This is a genomic window from Isoptericola aurantiacus, from assembly GCF_044769875.1.
Lineage (GTDB): Bacteria > Actinomycetota > Actinomycetes > Actinomycetales > Cellulomonadaceae > Isoptericola > Isoptericola aurantiacus.
The window spans coordinates 110,771-127,155 of sequence record NZ_JBJBAE010000002.1 but is presented as its reverse complement, the minus strand read 5'-3'; the positions used below and the strand labels follow the sequence as shown (position 1 = coordinate 127,155).

The window sequence follows — 16,385 nt, the reverse complement described above, 5'->3', positions numbered from 1 at the left end:
ACCATGAAGCGACGTTTCCTGCGCCGTACCGCGGCCGGGACGGCCCTGGGGCTCGCCGCGCTGGGCGTGGGCGGGACGGCGGTGGCCGCGCCGACCGCACCGGCCCCGGCCCCGACGGCGGTGGTGCAGGTGGTACCGGCCACGACGGAGCTGCAGCCCGCCACGGCGCGCGTGACCCGGGCCGTGGCCTCCCGCTCGGCACGCTCCGGCGACGTCGCCGACCTGCTGCAGGACCTGGTCGACGACGGCGTGCTCTCCGCCGACGAACGGGACGCCATCGCGGCGGACGTCGCCCGCGCCTCCGCACCGGCGGACGACGAGCGTCTGTTCAGCCTGCAGTCGGCCGCCGAGGTCCTGGGCACGGACGCCGCCGGGCTCCGCGCCGCGCTGTCGCAGGACGGCGCCACCCTCGCCACCGTCGCGGCGGCGTCCGGGATCATGACCGACGACCTGGTCGACGCCCTCACCGCCGTCGCCGGCGAGCACGTCGACCTCGCGGCCGCCCGGGGCCTGATCGACGCCGACGAGGCCGCCGGGCGCCGCGCCGCGCTCGCCGCCGTCGTCGCCGACGCCGTCCAGGCCGAGTACCCGGACCCCCTTCGCGGGGGCGCGACGACGAACACCGTGTGAGTCCACACGTAGCGTCGCCCGGGCGTCGCATGTCTTGACACGGCGAGACCGCCCCCGGACTGTAGACCCAAGAGCTCGCAGCGAGAGGCGTTGCCATGTCCCCGACGAATCCCTCACCACCCGGATCTCCGGAGCCCGCGGTCACCTGCGACGCGAGCGGCATGGCCCAGATCCACCGCTACTTTCGCGCCGGCTTCGGGGAGGCACCGGATCTGGTGCGCGGGGTCGGCCCCGGAGACGTCTCCCACGCGACGGCCGTGGCCGAGCAGCTCTGGTTGCTGTCGACGGCGCTGCACACCCACCACGAGGGCGAGGACGAGCGCCTGTGGGACGCGCTCGCGTCCCGCGCCCCCGCGTGCGCCCTGCACGTCGAGCGGATGAAGATCCAGCACGCCCAGATGCTCGAGCACCTCGCCGAGCTCGACACGGCTCTGCCAGCATGGAAGGCGAACCCTGCTGAGGACACCGCCGGCACCGTGCTGAGCGCTCTGGACGGCGTCAACGCCGCCCTCGCCGAGCACCTGCCGGACGAGGAGCGGGAGATCGTGCCGGTGATGGAGACCACCCTCACCCAGGAGGAGGTCGACTGGTTCAGCGAGCACGGCAGGCGTGCGACTCCGCGCGGACACCTGTGGACCCAGCTGGGAGGCATCATGGCGGCGCAGCCCGACCCCGACGCCTGGCTGCGAGCGCACCTGCCGGCGCCCGTCCGGCTCATGTGGCGCGCGGTGGGGCGACGGCGGTATGCGGCGCAGCGCGCCGGCCTGCGTCGCCCAGCCTGAGCCTCAGGGCTCGCAGGGCCGCTACTCGTACACCTCGCGGCGGTGCGCCACGCGGACGACCCGGACCACGAGGACGTCATCCTCGATGTCGTAGAGGACGCGATAGCTCCCCACTCGAATGCGCCAAGCCTCTCGCCCCACAAGCTTCTTGCCGCCCTGCGGGCGGGGGTCGGTCGCGAGCTCGTCGATCGCCTCGCCGATGCGCTGACGCATCTTCGCGTCAAGCTTGGCGATCTCCTTCAGCGCGCGGCGCTGGATCTCGACACGGTACGGACCGCTCACAGACCGAGCTCAGACTTCGCCTGCTCCCACGGGACGGGCTCTCCGCCCTCGTCCTTGGCCCGGTCGTACAGCAGGCGGTCGTTCAGGTCCTCCAGGCGCTCGAGCAGCTCGAGGTCGTCCATCCCGATGATGGCACCGGCGGGCTTCCCGTTCTTGGTCACGACGATGCGCTCGTGCGCGAAGCGCGCACGCGCCAGGAGATCCGCGAGGTCGTCTCGCAGCTCACGAGTCGAGACGCTCAACGTCGCCGTCTCCGGCGACCACTGCACTGGCCGATCCATCGTGTCCATGTACCCAAAGTACCATCCAGCCATGATCGACACTGTGTACATAATGGTCAGCAATCCCGGGCAGCTCGGCTGAGTCGCCGGTAGCCCGAGCGCTGCTCGAGCATCCCTGAGTCGTGATGCGCCGATCCGCGCGAATAGTTGCTCACCGTCGACGGCCCGCCTGCGCGGCCCACGCCTCCGCTGGCGCTACGCTGCCCTCGAACGTCCGTACGGGGGCCATGTGCCGCCGTCGGACGTCACGCCGGAGCCGAGAACCAGCAGGGAGCCGCACCGCATGGCGCGCAAGAAGGCCGCACCCGTCGCCGACGAGCCGTACGACGAGACGATCGTCGACATCGACGTCGCCGCGGAGATGGAGACGTCGTTCCTCGAGTACGCCTACTCCGTCATCTACTCGCGCGCCCTGCCGGACGCCCGCGACGGCCTCAAGCCCGTGCAGCGCCGCATCCTGTACATGATGGCCGACATGGGCCTGCGGCCGGACCGCGCCCACGTGAAGTCCTCGCGCGTGGTGGGCGAGGTGATGGGCAAGCTGCACCCCCACGGCGACGCCGCGATCTACGACGCCCTGGTGCGCCTGGCGCAGGACTTCTCGTTGCGCCTGCCGCTGGTGGACGGGCACGGCAACTTCGGCTCGCTCGACGACGGTCCGGCGGCCCCCCGGTACACCGAGGCCCGCCTGGCGGCGCCGTCGATGGCGATGACGGCGGGGCTGGACGAGGACGTCGTCGACTTCGTGCCGAACTACGACAACAAGCTGACCCAGCCCGAGGTGCTGCCGGCAGCCGTGCCGAACCTGCTGGTCAACGGCGCGTCCGGCATCGCGGTGGGCATGGCGACGAACATGCCGCCGCACAACCTGGTCGAGGTGGTCGCGGCCGGGCAGCACCTGCTCATGAACCCCGAGGCCACCCTCGAGGACATCACGCGGTTCGTCCCCGGGCCGGACCTGCCCACGGGCGGCAAGATCGTGGGGCTCGACGGCGTCCGCGACGCCTACCGCACCGGTCGCGGGTCGTTCCGCACCCGCGCCACGGCCCGCATCGAGAACGTCACCGCGCGCCGCAAGGGCATCGTCGTCACCGAGCTGCCGTACACGGTGGGCCCGGAGAAGGTGATCGAGAAGATCGCCGACGGCGTGAAGAACAAGAAGATCCAGGGCGTGACCAACGTCCAGGACCTCACCGACCGGGCCCACGGGATGCGGCTGGTCATCGAGGTCAAGACCGGGTTCGACCCCGAGGCCGTGCTGGAGCAGCTCTACCGCACCACACCGCTGGAGGACTCCTTCGGCATCAACAACGTCTCGCTCGTCGACGGCCAGCCGCGCACGCTCGGCCTGCTCGACCTGCTGCGGGTGTGGGTCGACCACCGCATCGACGTGGTCCGGCGCCGGTCGATGTTCCGCCTCGCCAAGCGCAAGGACCGCCTGCACCTGGTCGAGGGCCTGCTGGTCGCGATCCTCGACATCGACGAGGTCATCCAGGTGATCCGGACCTCCGACGACGCCGCGACGGCCCGGGGCCGCCTGCAGACGGTGTTCGACCTGTCCGAGCCGCAGGCCTCCTACATCCTGGACCTGCAGCTGCGCCGCCTGACGAAGTTCTCGCGGATCGAGCTGGAGTCCGAGAAGTCGGACCTCGAGGCCGAGATCGCGGCGCTGGAGGAGATCCTCGGTGACGAGGCGCGGCTGCGCGGCGTCGTATCGGAGGAGATGGGTGAGGTCGCCTCCACCTACGGCACCCCGCGCCGCACCGTCCTGCTGGACTCCGCCGGAGGGACGGCGTCGTCGGCCGCCGCGGCCCCGGCGCGCGGACGCAAGGCGCCCGCCATCGACCTCGAGATCAAGGACTCCCCCACCCGGGTGCTGCTCTCCGCGACGGGCCTGCTGGCCCGCACCTCGGGCGACGACGCCGACGCGCCCCTGGAGCGGGCGGGGCGCCGGCACGCCCACGACGCGCTGCGCGGAGACGCCCCGGCCACGACCCGGTCCGAGATCGGCCTGGTGACGACGGCGGGACGGCTGCACAAGATCTCCGTGCTCGAGCTCCCGGCACTGCCCGCGACCGACGGTCCGCCGTCGCTGTCCGGCGGCGTGCCCGTGCGCGAGCTGGTGACGCTCGAGCCCGACGAGGAGGCGCTGGCCGTGGTGTCGCTGGCCGAGGACGCCCCCACGCTGGCGCTCGGCACCCGCCACGGCGTCGTCAAGCGCGTCGCCGCCGGGGACGCGCCGAAGAACGGCGACGTGTGGGACGTCATCGGGCTCAAGGACGGTGACGCCGTGGTCGGCGCCGCCCCGGCCGCCGACGAGGACGAGCTCGTGTTCGTGGCCTCCGACGCGAGCCTGCTGCACTTCGACGCCACCGCGGTACGCCCGCAGGGCCGGTCCGCGGCCGGCATGGCAGGCATCCGGCTCGGGGCCGGGCAGCGGGTCGTCTTCTTCGGCGTCGCGCGCGCGGCCACCCGCGACCTGCACACGGTGGTGACGATCGCCGGCGCGGCCGGGGCCCTGCCGGGCACCGGCGCGGCGTCGGCCAAGACGACGCCCTACGAGCTCTACCCCGGCAAGGGCCGCGGCACCGGCGGGGTGCGGGCCCACCGGTTCCTCAAGGGCGAGGACGAGCTCGTGCTCGCCTGGGTGGGTGAGGGGCCCGCGCGCGCGGTCGGCTCGGGCGGGCAACCCGCCGAGCTGCCGGAGGAGAGCGCGCGCCGCGACGGGTCCGGCACGCCGCTGGCGGCGCCGGTCGCCGCGATCGGATGACGGGTCGCGCCTCGGCCCGCCCGACGCCGGTCGCAGCGGCGGTGCTGACGGTGGCGGTCGCGCTGCTGGCCGGGTGCGGGGCGGACGACGACGGGACGACGGCGGCTCCGGCGCCGGACGCGCCGCCGTCGGCCGCTTCCTCGGCGGACCCTGCACAGACTGCCTCGCCCGAGCCGGCGAGCACTGCCGACGTCTCGGAACCATCGAGCGCGGACGACGGCGGGAACGAGTCCGATGTCGACGCCTTCTGCGCGACGGCGGCGCCGGCCCTGCGCGTCGTCGACCGCGAGGTGATCGGCTCGGCCGAGCACGTCGAGATGCTGGAGGCAGTCGGTACCTCCGCCGCCGAGGACCTGGGCGACGACGATCTCGCCGCCGACGTCGCGGACCTCGCCGAGCACTACGCCACGGACGTCTCCCCCGCCGACCCGGAGTCGCAGAACTTCGACGCGTTCCCCGCGCGCGTCCAGGAGCTCGCGCTGGGCGTGCAGGAGTCGGTCACCGACCTGTGCTGAGCGGCGTGCCCGCTCAGGTCGACGACGCGCCAGGCTCGTAGGCGGCGTCAGCCAACCGTCACCGCTGGCTCGGCCTTCGCCCGGCCCCGCGCCGTCAGACGCAACCAGGTGCGTGGATGAGCGCGGATCCACCATTGACGTACCCGGACGTCGCCGGACGACACCAGTACAGCGACCTGGTCGTCGAACATCGCGGTGCCCACCGGGACAGCACTGTGGACGACCTCCCGCTCGGCCTCGTCCACCGTCGTGAGTGCGGTGATGATGCGGTCCCTCACCTGATCGGCGTCCTCGGGGGCAGACCTCGGACGGTCCGCCGCAGAGGAGTGCGGTGCGGTCGGCGGTTGCGTGCGTCGGATGAGCCAACCCGCCGTCGCGGCGGGTGCGGCGACGAGTGCGCCGAGTGCGGCAGAGAGCACTGGGGAGAGGGCTGTCGCGTCGAAGAACGCGAACTGCGCCCAGATCACCACCCACAGGACGCAGGACAGGAGCGAACCGATGAGGTCCGTCCGGCGCGCATGCCGCGGTGTAGCGCGGATGCCAAGTTCACGCCACCATGAAACAGCAACGAGGACGGCCGCGATGGGTATGCCGATCCCGCTGAGCCCCGCGTCGCCCTGGCCGGCGACGAGGGCGACCACAGCACCCGCGACGCAGCCGAGCAGTGCGACAGACCAGCCGTAGACCGCGCGGTCGCGTGTCGAGGCGTGGCACTGGTGGTCCGCGTCGTCGCTCCTGTGTTCCGGTGCCATCACTGCAGGCTAGAAAGCCTCAGCCGCAGGGGCAAGGACCGATACGGAACGCCGTCGGACGCGCTGCCGTCGGCTTCTGCGGAGGTGGACGCGTCGGAGGCACCCTCGCCGAGCCCACGAGCGGTCACCGACCTGTGCTGAGCGGCGTGCCCGCTCAGGTCGACGACGCGCCAGGCTGGTAGGCGGCGTGCAGCTCGCGCTCCCGGTCGTGGCGCGGGAAGAAGATCGCCACCAGCGCGGCACCGATCAGCACCGCCGCGATGCCCGCGAGGTAGGCCCACTGGTCTCCCGCGAGGAACGCCTCGCGGGCCGCCGAGGTGATCTGGTCGGCGTACTGCGGGTAGCGGGCGGCGATCGCCTCGGCCCCGGCGAAGGACTTCTGCAGGGTGGCCTCGGTGGTCGCCGTGATCTTCGACGCGTCGGGTGAGCTGCTGATCTGCGCGGCGATGGACCCGGAGTACCCGGACGCGAGGAGCGAGCCGAACACCGACTGCATGATCGCGCCGCCGAGGTCGCGCTGCAGGTCCGCCGTCCCGGACGCCATGCCCACGCGTTGCACGGGGACGGAACCCGTGAGCGAGTTGGACGCGGGGGTACCCGACAGCCCCACGCCGACACCGACCAGGAAGTACCCGAGACCGACGGGCCAGTAGCTCGCGTCCTCGGTCCACAGCAGGAGCATCACGAGGAAGCCGGCCAGCACGAACACGTAGCCGCTGAGCATGGTGACCCGGGACCCGTACCGCACGACGAGCGTGGCCGACCGCGGCGCGACGAGCACCATGCCGACGGCGCCCGGGAGGATCGCCGCACCGGCCGCGACGGTGCTGTACCCCAGGACGTTCTGCATGTACTGCTGACCGATGTACATCGCGCCCATGAGGGATCCGAAGATCACGAGCCCGGCGACGGCCGCCACCCAGAAGGTCGGACGGGCGGCGACGCGCAGGTCGTACAGGGGTTTCGCGATGCGCAGCTGCCGCAGGACGAACCCGGTGCCCGCGACGAGCACCACACCGGCGAGGACGGCGATGACGACGCCCTCGTCCGGTAGCACGGTGAGGTTGATGGCCATGACCAGCGACCCGACGAGCAGCACGGACAGCACGCCGCCCAGGTGGTCGACAGGCTCGGTGCTCTCGTTGACGTGCGAGGGGACCACGACCCAGGCCAGGACCAGGGCGAGGATCGCCAGCGGGATCGTCAGCAGGAACACCGACCCCCACCAGAACTGGGTGAGGACCCAGCCCGCGGCCAGCGGCCCCAGGGCCGCGAACGCGGCACCGATGCCGGACCACAGGGCGATCGCCCGGGTCCGCGACTGCCCGGACCAGAGGGCCGAGACGAGCGCCAGCGTCGTCGGGAACGCCATGCCGGCGCACAGCCCGCCGCCGACGCGCGCGAGGAACAGGACCTCCGTCGACGGCGCCCAGGCAGCCAGGAGGCTGAACGGGACGGCACCCGCGGTCCCCAGCAGCAGCAACGCGGTGCGGCCGTACCGGTCCCCGACCGCCCCGAGGTAGAGCACCGAGGCCGACAGACCCAGCGAGTAGCCCACCGCGATGAGGTTGAGGTCCACCTGCGAGGCGTCCAGGGCGTCGCCGATGTCCGGCAGGGCGACGTTCGCCACGGCGAGGTTGAGGTTGGCAACGGCTGCGACGAGGATCAACGCCACCAGGACGATGCGGCGCGGCGCGGTGTCGGTGGCTGCGGCGGTGTTGGTGGCGGACGACGACGCCCCGGGTCCGCCGTCGTGGGCTCGGGCCATACAGCGAGGCTAGGCAGGGACGGCGCCACTCACGCGTCGAGCGCACCGGATTCACCCCGTGCGCGAGCGGGACGGCGCGCCGGACACGGCCGGGGTCAGCGAGCGATCGCCGCGGTGATCGCCTCCCCGAGGTCCCCCGGACGCGTGAACATCGGCCAGTGCCCGGTGGGCAGGTCGACGATCTCGTAGTTCCGGTGCCTGGCCAGCTCGACGACGTACGGGTGGCCCTGCGTCATGAGGTCGCGCAGCACGCTCGCGGGCATCTCCGAGGCGATGACGGTGGTGGGGACGTCCAGCCGGGACTCGTCGTCGCTGAGCCGGTGCGGTTCGCGCACGGTCCCGCCGGGCTGTGGGATCGCGCGTGCCCGGAACTCGGCGCGCAGCTCGTCGGTGAGCCCGGTCAGCGACGCCTCATCGAGTTCTTCCCACGGCGGCAGGTCGTGGTCGAGGACGTCGTCGGGCAGGTCGGCGTTCAGCGCCTGACCGTCCGCGAGCGGCCCGGAGTCGACGTACACGACGTGCCGGATGCGTCCGGGCCGGGCGTCGGAGGCCGCGTAGACCAGCGGGCCGCCGGCCGAGTGCCCCACCAGGACCACCTCGGCGCTGTCCGGCAACGCGTCGATCGCGGCCACGACGGCGTCGACGTGGTCGGCGAGCGTGATGCCCGCGCGGTCGGCGTCCGCCGACTCCATGCCGGGCAGGGTCAGCGGGTGCACGGTGTGCCCGGCCGCGACGAGCGGCGGGGTGACGGCGTCCCACGCGGACGCGTCCAGCCAGAATCCCGGAACCAGGATGATGTCCATGCCCCGAACGTAGATGTGGCCTCCGACACAACCGTCGGGCCCGGCCGTTGTGATGGGATCGAGCCGTGACCGCGTACGAGTTCTCCGCCGACCCCGCCCGCCTCGACGTCGACTGGGTCCACGCGATCCTGTCCACGACGTTCTGGGCCCGCGGGCGCTCCCGCGCGACGATGGACGCCGTCGTCGCGGCGTCGCGCAACTACGCGATGTACGCCGACGACGGCGCGCAGGTCGCCTACGCCCGTGCGGTGACGGACGGCGCCACCTTCGCCTGGATCGCCGACGTCATCGTGCACCCGGACCACCGCCGCCAGGGGCTCGGCACCCGGATCGTCGACGGCCTGATGGCCGACCTGGAGCGCCTCGGCCTCAAGCGCGTGCTGCTCAAGGCCTCCCCGGACGGCCACGAGCTCTACCGCCGGGCGGGCTTCGACACCCTCGACGAACCCGAGACCTGGCTGGGCCGACGCCTGCGCTGACGGGCCGAGGTCAGCGCTGCCGCGCCACGACCCCGGCCACGATCAACGACTGCCCGAGCACGTAGGTGGCCATCACCCAGAACCCGGACGCGGGCGGGACGAAGCCGGCGAACTCCCCCAGCGCGATGAGCGCGTCGGAGAACAGGAACAGCAGCGCGCCGACCCAGGTGAGCCGGTGCACGCCGGTGGCGAGCACGGCCATCGCGGTCAGGCACACCGCGTAGACGACGACGGCGGCCGACAGCAGGCCCGACGTGCCCGGCAGGCACAGCGTCACCAGGGTGATGGCCAGGAACGCGTACACCGCGCCGGCCGCCGGGTGCAGGTGGAGCACCGACTCGCGCCAGAACGGCCGAAAAGCGACCGCGTAGACCACCTGCGCGCACAGGAAGGCGCCGACCATCGCCAGGAACGCCGCGTCCCCGTCGAAGAGGTCGGGCAGCACGTCGCCGACCCAGGACAAGCCGAGCGCCAGCAGGACGAGACGCTCGAGGCGCGACCGGGGTGCCGCCGTCGTGCACCACAGCACGGCCGCGAGCGCCGGCATGAGGAACCACTGCGAGACCTCGGCCGCGGTGGAGGCGTCGAGAAGCTGCGCGGCGAGGTTCGTGGCGGTGGCGGCGCCGAGCACGACGAGCGCCGCGATGGCGCCACCGGGCAACCGGGAGCGCTGATCAGGGACGACGTCGGTCACGGGCGCAGCGTAGCGCCTCCTACAGCTCGATCGACAGCATCGTCGAGGAGGTGGTGACCTCGTAGCCGAGGCTGGCGTACATCCCGTGCGCCCCCGACGGGTTGGCGGTGTCGACGTCGAGGGCGGCGTACTCCATCTCGTCGTTGACGAAGGCGCGCATGCCGGCGGCGAGCGCGGCGAGGCCGGCGCGGCGTCCGCGGTAGGCGCGGCGTGTGCCGAGCAGCTCGGTGTAGCCGAACGTGTAGCCCTTGACGGCGAAGTCCTCGGTGAACTTGGACGCCATCTCGTAGGCGACGACGAGGGGTTCGCCGGCCTGCAGGGCTGCGGCGGTCTCGGCGTCGGTGTCGGGGTCGGCGAGCAGTGCGGCGACGTCGGGGGCGTCGTCGACGACGACGAACGACCACTGCGGCATGAACGCCGTGCGGGCGGAGCGCCACTGCTCGGGGGTGCGGGGCTCGCTGCCCCAGTGGTCGCGGAAGGCGTCGTTGTGGGCCAGGCGGGTGGCCTCGTCGAGCTCGTCGCTGAAGGGGACGACGCGCAGTCCGCCGGCGGGCTTGACGTCGGGCAGTGGCTGGGCGGCCAGGTCGCGCAGGTCACGGCGCAGCTCGGTGTAGTACCGGCGCGGGGCGAACCCGGCGGCCTCGATGATGCGACGCTTGGCGGCGGGGCCGTCGTCCTCGACGAACACGCCGAGACGTGCGGGCAGGTCCTTGCCGGACTCGGCGAGCACCTGGCGGCCGCGGGCCACCTGCCAGGCGAACAGCTCGCGGCCGATCCCCTGCCAGCGCACAGAAGGGTGCACGCCGCCGAAGAGGAAGGCGCGCACGGTGCGGGTGTCGCCGGGCTGGGACTCGACCATCGCGTACGCGAGCATCCGGCCGTCGTCGTCCAGGCCGACGATCGAGTCGACGTCGAACCGGCGCCAGGGGGCGCTGAACAGCTCGGTGATCTCCTCGAGGCTCTCGCGGTACGGCTCGTGGTCGGCTGCGGCGATGGTGTTGCGCAGCTCGAGCAGCGCCGGGACGTCGTCCGCGGTGGCGGGACGCCACGTCAGACCGCCCGCCGTGATCGCGGGCAGCGTCTCGGGTGCGGCGGCGCGCTCGGTGATCGGGGCGAGGCTCGGGGTGGTCGTGGCCATGACAGGAGAGTAGGTCTCACCCGGTGTGCGCCGCACCCCCATTTGCGCCGACGGCGTGCTGTCGCAGAGCGGCGCCCCGGCCGGGCGGATCTCAGCGACGCGCACGCCGTGCTGGGTGATCACGATGCGGTCGCCTCCGGCCACCCTGCGGAGGAGCTCGGGACCACCGTCAGGTTCGTCTGCTCCCTCCGGATCACGCGCGTTGAGGTCTCACCTGTCGTACGGCGGGCCCTGGGCCACGGCGACGCGAACTAGGCTGAGCCGGTGACCTCCACGCTCGACATCGCCGCTGCCGACGCCCGTTCCGCTGCCCTGCGCGAGGCGCTGCGCACCCGGGTGGTGGTGGCCGACGGCGCCATGGGCACCATGATCCAGGCCGCCGACCCGACCCTGGACGACTATCAGCAGCTCGAGGGCTGCAACGAGATCCTCAACGTCACCCGCCCGGACATCATCCGCGGCGTGCACGACGGGTTCCTCGAGGTCGGCGTGGACGCGATCGAGTCGAACACGTTCGGCGCGAACTGGTCGAACCTGTCGGACTACGGCATCGACGACCGCATCCGCGAGCTGGCCCGCGTCGGCGCGGAGCTGGCCCGCGAGCGCGCCGACGTCTACGCGACGCCGGACCACCCGCGTTGGGTGCTGGGCTCGATGGGTCCGGGCACGAAGCTGCCCTCTCTGGGGCACACCACGTACGAGAACCTGCGCGACACCTTCGCCGAGCAGGCCGCCGGGCTGCTGGAGGGCGGCGCGGACGCGATCCTGGTCGAGACCAGCCAGGACCTGCTGCAGACCAAGGCCGCCGTGACGGGCGCGCACGAGGCGATGCGGCCAGTCGAGGCAGGCGGCGTCGGCCGCGTCGTGCCGGTGATCGGCTCGGTGACCGTCGAGACCACCGGCACCATGCTCATGGGCTCCGAGATCGGGGCGGCGCTGACCACGCTGAAGGCCGTCGGTGTGGACGCCATCGGCCTGAACTGCGCCACCGGCCCGGACCAGATGAGCGAGCACCTGCGCTACCTGGCCAAGCACGCCGAGGTGCCGGTCACGTGCATGCCGAACGCCGGTCTGCCCGAGCTCGGCCCGCACGGCGCCGTCTACCCGCTGACCCCGGACGAGCTCGCGGCGGCGCACAGCCAGTTCGTCGACGAGTTCGGCCTGGGCATGGTGGGCGGCTGCTGCGGCACGACGCCGGAGCACCTGGCGCGCGTCGTCGACGCGGTGCGCGGTCGCCCGCTGCCGGAACGCGAGGTGGAGCGCACATCCGGTGTCGCGTCGTTGTACTCGCACACGGACCTGTCCCAGGACGCCTCGTACCTGGCGATCGGTGAGCGCACCAACTCCAACGGCTCCAAGGCGTTCCGCGAGGCGCTGCTGGAGGGCCGCTGGGACGACATCGTCGACATCGCCCGCGACCAGACGCGGCACGGCGCCCACCTGCTCGACGTGTGCGTCGACTACGTGGGGCGCGACGGCGTCGCGGACGTGCGGGAGGTCGTCTCGCGGCTGGCGAGCGCCTCGACGCTGCCGCTGGTCATCGACTCCACCGAGCCGGAGGTGATCCGCGCCGGCCTGGAGCTGGTGGGCGGGCGCGCCGTGGTGAACTCGGTGAACTTCGAGGACTCCGACGGGCCCACGTCGCGGTTCGCGCGGATCATGCCGGCCGTGCGCGAGCACGGTGCCGCCGTCGTCGCCCTGACCATCGACGAGGAGGGCCAGGCCCGCACCACGGAGAAGAAGGTCGCGATCGCCTCGCGCCTCATCGACACGCTCACGGAGCAGTGGGGCATGCGGGTGGACGACATCATCGTCGACGCCCTGACGTTCCCCATCGCGACCGGGCAGGAGGAGACGCGGCGCGACGCCATCGAGACCATCGAGGCGATCCGCGAGATCAACCGGCTCTACCCCGGCGTGCACACCACGCTCGGCGTCTCGAACGTGTCCTTCGGCCTCAACCCGGCCGCGCGCACGGTGCTGAACTCGGTGTTCCTGCACGAGGCCACGCAGGCCGGCCTGGACTCCGCCATCGTGCACGCCGCGAAGATCCTGCCGCGCACCGCCATCGACGACGAGCAGTGGCAGGCCGCCGAGGACCTCGTGTGGGACCGGCGGCAGTACGACGACGAGGGCAACCTGACCCACGACCCGCTGTCGCACCTGCTGGAGGTGTTCTCCGGCGTCGACGCCGCCGCGATGCGCGACCAGCGGGCCGCCGAGCTCGCCGCGCTGCCCGTGGGCGAACGCCTGGAGCGCCGCATCATCGACGGCGCGCGCAAGGGCCTCGAGGAGGACCTGGAGACCGCGCTGGCCGACGGCATGAAGGCCCTCGACATCGTCAACACGCACCTGCTGGGCGGGATGAAGGTCGTCGGCGAGCTGTTCGGGTCGGGGCAGATGCAGCTGCCGTTCGTGCTGCAGTCCGCCGAGGTCATGAAGACGGCCGTCGCGCTGCTCGAGCCGCACATGGAGAAGGTCGAGGGGGCCGAGGAGCAGTCCAAGGGCGTCATCGTGCTGGCCACGGTGCGCGGCGACGTGCACGACATCGGCAAGAACCTCGTCGACATCATCCTCACGAACAACGGCTACACGGTGGTCAACATCGGCATCAAGCAGCCGATCTCGGCCATGATCGAGGCCGCCGAGGAGCACGACGCCGACGTCATCGGCATGTCCGGGCTGCTGGTGAAGTCCACCGTGGTGATGAAGGAGAACCTCGAGGAGCTCGTCTCGCGCGGCATGGAGAAGCGCTGGCCGATCCTGCTCGGCGGCGCGGCCCTGACCCGCACCTTCGTCGAGGACGACCTCGCCTCCGCCTTCCCCGGCGTCGTGCGGTACGCCCGCGACGCCTTCGAGGGGCTGCGCCTCATGGAGCCGCTGGTCGCCGTCGCGCGCGGCGCCGACCCCGAGGAGGTCGGGCTGCCGGCGCTGCGCAAGCGCCGCCACAACGTCGTCAAGCTCACCGAGACCGCGCCCGAGGACCTGCCCGAGCGGTCCGACGTCGCGACCGATAACACGGTGCCCACTCCCCCGTTCTGGGGCACGCGCGTGGTCAAGGGCATCCAGCTCGCCGACTACGCCGCGTTCCTCGACGAGCGCGCCACGTTCATGGGTCAGTGGGGCCTCAAGCCCGGGCGCGGTGAGGACGGAGCGTCGTACGAGGAGCTCGTCGAGACCGAGGGCCGGCCGCGCCTGGCCCAGTGGCTCGACACGATCCGTACCGACCAGATCATGGACCCGACGGTCGTTTACGGGTACTTCCCCGTGTGGTCCGAGGGCGACGACATCGTCGTGGCGCACCACGGACCGGGCCTGGCCGGCATCGGGGCGCCCGACGGCGGATCCGGCGGCGAGCCGGGCACGGAGCGGCTGCGCTTCACCTTCCCGAGGCAGAAGCGCGACCGGCACCTGTGCCTGGCCGACTTCGTGCGCCCCAAGTCGTGGGTCGAGGAGACCGGCCGCTACGACGTGCTGCCCATCCAGCTCGCCACCGTCGGCGACCCGGTGTCCGCATACACGGCGAAGCTGTTCGCCGAGAACAAGTACCGCGAGTACATGGAACTGCATGGGCTGTCCGTGCAGCTCACCGAGGCGCTGGCCGAGTTCTGGCACTCCCGCGTGCGCTCCGAGCTCGGGTTCGGCGACGAGGACCCTGACGACGTCGAGGGCATGTTCAAGCTGGCGTACCGCGGGGCCCGGATGTCACTCGGGTACCCGGCCTGCCCCGACATGGAGGACCGCACGAAGGTTGTCGAACTGTTGCGGCCCGAGCGGGTGGGCGTGACGCTGAGCGACGAGCTGCAGCTGCACCCGGAGCAGTCGACGGACGCGTTCGTGCTGCATCACCCCGAAGCCATCTACTACAGCGTGTGATCGCCGGAGCCTTCGTCAGATGGTCCGTCGCCGACTACTCCACCCTCAACGGCACGGTCTTCCGAACGTGCTCTCCGTCCTCGTCCACCCGAACTACCAGTGACACCCGGTCTCCATTGATCTTCCCGCGTGGGCCCCGTCCCGAGCCGATAGGACGAGGCTCAACGGCTTCCAGCCATCCCCCGATCAAGCTCCGGCGATCTTCGTCCGTCGGGGCCAGCGAGTACTCCTCGGCGACGGTTCTGCCCGTCGGAACGAGTTCGCGACGCACGGAGCGCGCAGGCGTCTTGCGGAGACGGGCGCGCTCGGTCTTCAGGGCCGAGATCCGGCTCAGCGCAGCTGCCTCGGCACCGTCGCTGTCAGCTGCCAGCAGCGCAGTGGATGCCGCAGCGAGCGCGGCCTCGACCTCAACGAGCGACCCTTCGGACTCGCCGGTCTCGACCAGTCTCTCGACGGCATGCGGGACCTGTCCGACGGCGTCCAAGAACTGCGAGATCACCGCCTCCTCCAGGTCTCGGGCGCGAACACCCGTCGCGCCCGCACATTTGCCACCCTCGCGCACGGGCATGGGGTGCTGATAGTCGACGGCATTCCTCGCCTTGTGCGTCCGTGTGTAGAAGCGCGCACCGCAGACTGAGCACCGAACGAGACCGGTCAGGAGTCGCGGCGAACGCTTCTTCCGACCGCCCGAACTCACCGCCCACGGGAACATGGTGCGGAGGGCATCGGACTCGTGCTGCTCGAGGATCGGATCCGAGACGAGCACGGGCTCGCCACGACTGTTCCGGACGGTCTCACCGCGCTCCTGCTGACGACCGAGCAGTGGGTCACCCGTCATCATCCGGACGATCACGGTGTGGCCCCAGCTACCGGTGTCCAGACCCTCGGCCCGCCGTCCGACAATCAGTGCTCGTCGAGCGGCAGAGTTCGGCGCAGGCACTCCACGCTCGGTCAGATCACCCGCGACGATCCAGGGACTGACCCCGTCCAACAACTGATCGCGGATCTCACGGACGACGGCAGCTTCCTGGGGCTCCTGCACGAGGCGCTTCCCGCCGGGAACCTCGATCGGCCGATAGCCATACGGAATGCGCCCGCCACCCCACAGCCCTGCGCGCAGGCGGGCGGCGCGGTCAGACTTCACCCGCAGGCTGATGTTGTCGGATTCCATCCGAGCGACTTCAGCCAGCATGCCCGCGACCATGCGCCAGGCAGTGCTATCGCTGCGCAACCCATCCTGCAGCGCCACGAACTGTGCGCCCGGCCGGGCTTCGAGAGCGTCCATCAGACCCGCCAGCGCGCCGAGACCCTGTCGTGTGAACCTGTCGAACTTCCAGACGGCGAGCACGTCGGCACGCCCCTCGGCGAGCATCTCGACCGCTTCATCCGCGTTGGCGCGCGCTCGGCGGCCCGAGACGCCCTCGTCGACGAGGACTCGAACCACGACCCAGCCCTCTCGCACTGCCAGGGCGCGAAGATCGTCCTCCTGTCTCGAGATGGACGTCGATGTCTCATCACCTTGTACGGAGAGCCTCGTGTAGAGGACGGCACGCTTCCTTGTCGTCGTTGACATCGCCCCAGTATGCCCGATTCGCGCGCCTTGGGACACCCGGAG

General features: G+C 71.8%; 14 protein-coding genes. 6 read left to right on the top strand and 8 right to left on the bottom strand.

From position 1 onward, the window contains the following. Nucleotides 1–3 precede the first annotated feature (3 nt). Both ACIQLL_RS07310 and ACIQLL_RS07305 read left to right on the top strand, forming a co-directional pair. A complete protein-coding gene (locus ACIQLL_RS07310) occupies nucleotides 4–630 on the top strand; it encodes a hypothetical protein (protein ID WP_402464905.1) in 627 nt (208 codons plus the stop codon). Nucleotides 631–791: 161 nt separating this feature from the next. Beyond that, on the top strand, nucleotides 792–1,412 hold the full coding sequence (locus ACIQLL_RS07305) for a hemerythrin domain-containing protein (protein WP_402464904.1): 621 nt from the start codon (nucleotides 792–794) through the stop codon (nucleotides 1,410–1,412). 21 nt (nucleotides 1,413–1,433) lie between these two features. Here the strand turns inward: ACIQLL_RS07305 and ACIQLL_RS07300 are convergent, their stop codons facing one another. Both ACIQLL_RS07300 and ACIQLL_RS07295 read right to left on the bottom strand, forming a co-directional pair. Then, nucleotides 1,434–1,694: a type II toxin-antitoxin system RelE family toxin gene (locus ACIQLL_RS07300; RefSeq protein ID WP_402464902.1), complete on the bottom strand. Its 261-nt coding sequence runs from the start codon at nucleotides 1,692–1,694 to the stop codon at nucleotides 1,434–1,436. Then, nucleotides 1,691–1,984: a type II toxin-antitoxin system Phd/YefM family antitoxin gene (locus ACIQLL_RS07295; RefSeq protein WP_402464899.1), complete on the bottom strand. Its 294-nt coding sequence runs from the start codon at nucleotides 1,982–1,984 to the stop codon at nucleotides 1,691–1,693. Before ACIQLL_RS07295 ends, ACIQLL_RS07300 begins: the two co-directional genes overlap by 4 nt. 274 nt (nucleotides 1,985–2,258) lie before the next feature. Here ACIQLL_RS07295 and ACIQLL_RS07290 point away from each other — a divergent pair, with 274 nt between their 5' ends. Together ACIQLL_RS07290 and ACIQLL_RS07285 are read left to right on the top strand one after the other, a co-directional pair. Beyond that, a complete protein-coding gene (locus ACIQLL_RS07290) occupies nucleotides 2,259–4,745 on the top strand; it encodes a DNA gyrase/topoisomerase IV subunit A (RefSeq protein ID WP_402464897.1) in 2,487 nt (828 codons plus the stop codon). Next, nucleotides 4,742–5,260: a hypothetical protein gene (locus tag ACIQLL_RS07285; RefSeq protein WP_402464894.1), complete on the top strand. Its 519-nt coding sequence runs from the start codon at nucleotides 4,742–4,744 to the stop codon at nucleotides 5,258–5,260. Before ACIQLL_RS07290 ends, ACIQLL_RS07285 begins: the two co-directional genes overlap by 4 nt. Before the next feature lie 47 nt (nucleotides 5,261–5,307). Here the strand turns inward: ACIQLL_RS07285 and ACIQLL_RS07280 are convergent, their stop codons facing one another. The 3 genes from ACIQLL_RS07280 to ACIQLL_RS07270 form a co-directional block, all read right to left on the bottom strand. Continuing rightward, nucleotides 5,308–6,012, bottom strand: coding sequence for a hypothetical protein (locus tag ACIQLL_RS07280; RefSeq protein ID WP_402464892.1), 705 nt, complete (start codon nucleotides 6,010–6,012; stop codon nucleotides 5,308–5,310). 154 nt (nucleotides 6,013–6,166) lie between these two features. Beyond that, nucleotides 6,167–7,780 carry an MFS transporter gene (locus ACIQLL_RS07275; RefSeq protein WP_402464889.1) on the bottom strand — a complete coding sequence of 538 codons (1,614 nt, stop codon included), beginning with the start codon at nucleotides 7,778–7,780 and terminating at the stop codon, nucleotides 6,167–6,169. Nucleotides 7,781–7,875: 95 nt separating this feature from the next. Continuing rightward, entirely contained in the window at nucleotides 7,876–8,583 is a 708-nt protein-coding gene (locus tag ACIQLL_RS07270; protein WP_402464886.1) for an alpha/beta fold hydrolase, read from the bottom strand. A gap of 65 nt (nucleotides 8,584–8,648) precedes the next feature. Between ACIQLL_RS07270 and ACIQLL_RS07265 the strand changes: the two genes are divergently transcribed. Further along, a complete protein-coding gene (locus tag ACIQLL_RS07265) occupies nucleotides 8,649–9,062 on the top strand; it encodes a GNAT family N-acetyltransferase (protein WP_402464882.1) in 414 nt (137 codons plus the stop codon). A 10-nt stretch (nucleotides 9,063–9,072) separates the two neighbouring features. Here ACIQLL_RS07265 and ACIQLL_RS07260 read toward each other — a convergent pair whose 3' ends face one another. Both ACIQLL_RS07260 and ACIQLL_RS07255 read right to left on the bottom strand, forming a co-directional pair. Beyond that, nucleotides 9,073–9,756: a lysoplasmalogenase gene (locus ACIQLL_RS07260; protein WP_402464880.1), complete on the bottom strand. Its 684-nt coding sequence runs from the start codon at nucleotides 9,754–9,756 to the stop codon at nucleotides 9,073–9,075. Between the two features lie 19 nt (nucleotides 9,757–9,775). After that, nucleotides 9,776–10,894 (bottom strand): GNAT family N-acetyltransferase, encoded by a 1,119-nt coding sequence (locus ACIQLL_RS07255; RefSeq protein ID WP_402464877.1) that lies wholly within the window; start codon nucleotides 10,892–10,894, stop codon nucleotides 9,776–9,778. Nucleotides 10,895–11,158: 264 nt separating this feature from the next. On the opposite strand from ACIQLL_RS07255, the gene metH reads away from it, so the two are divergent. Then, a complete protein-coding gene (metH, locus tag ACIQLL_RS07250; RefSeq protein WP_402464875.1) occupies nucleotides 11,159–14,770 on the top strand; it encodes a methionine synthase in 3,612 nt (1,203 codons plus the stop codon). A 34-nt stretch (nucleotides 14,771–14,804) separates the two neighbouring features. Here metH and ACIQLL_RS07245 read toward each other — a convergent pair whose 3' ends face one another. Then, on the bottom strand, nucleotides 14,805–16,343 hold the full coding sequence (locus ACIQLL_RS07245) for a recombinase family protein (RefSeq protein WP_402464872.1): 1,539 nt from the start codon (nucleotides 16,341–16,343) through the stop codon (nucleotides 14,805–14,807). Nucleotides 16,344–16,385: the final 42 nt, after the last annotated feature.

What these genes read in the sequence shown, in the direction of transcription:
- ACIQLL_RS07310 (WP_402464905.1), top strand. Translation starts at nt 4, where the DNA reads ATGAAGCGACGTTTCCTGCGCCGTACCGCGGCCGGGACGGCCCTGGGG.
- ACIQLL_RS07305 (WP_402464904.1), top strand. Translation starts at nt 792, where the DNA reads ATGGCCCAGATCCACCGCTACTTTCGCGCCGGCTTCGGGGAGGCACCG.
- ACIQLL_RS07245 (WP_402464872.1), bottom strand. Translation starts at nt 16,343, where the DNA reads ATGTCAACGACGACAAGGAAGCGTGCCGTCCTCTACACGAGGCTCTCC.
- ACIQLL_RS07275 (WP_402464889.1), bottom strand. Translation starts at nt 7,780, where the DNA reads ATGGCCCGAGCCCACGACGGCGGACCCGGGGCGTCGTCGTCCGCCACC.
- ACIQLL_RS07285 (WP_402464894.1), top strand. Translation starts at nt 4,742, where the DNA reads ATGACGGGTCGCGCCTCGGCCCGCCCGACGCCGGTCGCAGCGGCGGTG.
- ACIQLL_RS07280 (WP_402464892.1), bottom strand. Translation starts at nt 6,012, where the DNA reads ATGGCACCGGAACACAGGAGCGACGACGCGGACCACCAGTGCCACGCC.
- ACIQLL_RS07295 (WP_402464899.1), bottom strand. Translation starts at nt 1,984, where the DNA reads ATGGACACGATGGATCGGCCAGTGCAGTGGTCGCCGGAGACGGCGACG.
- ACIQLL_RS07255 (WP_402464877.1), bottom strand. Translation starts at nt 10,894, where the DNA reads ATGGCCACGACCACCCCGAGCCTCGCCCCGATCACCGAGCGCGCCGCC.
- ACIQLL_RS07270 (WP_402464886.1), bottom strand. Translation starts at nt 8,583, where the DNA reads ATGGACATCATCCTGGTTCCGGGATTCTGGCTGGACGCGTCCGCGTGG.
- ACIQLL_RS07290 (WP_402464897.1), top strand. Translation starts at nt 2,259, where the DNA reads ATGGCGCGCAAGAAGGCCGCACCCGTCGCCGACGAGCCGTACGACGAG.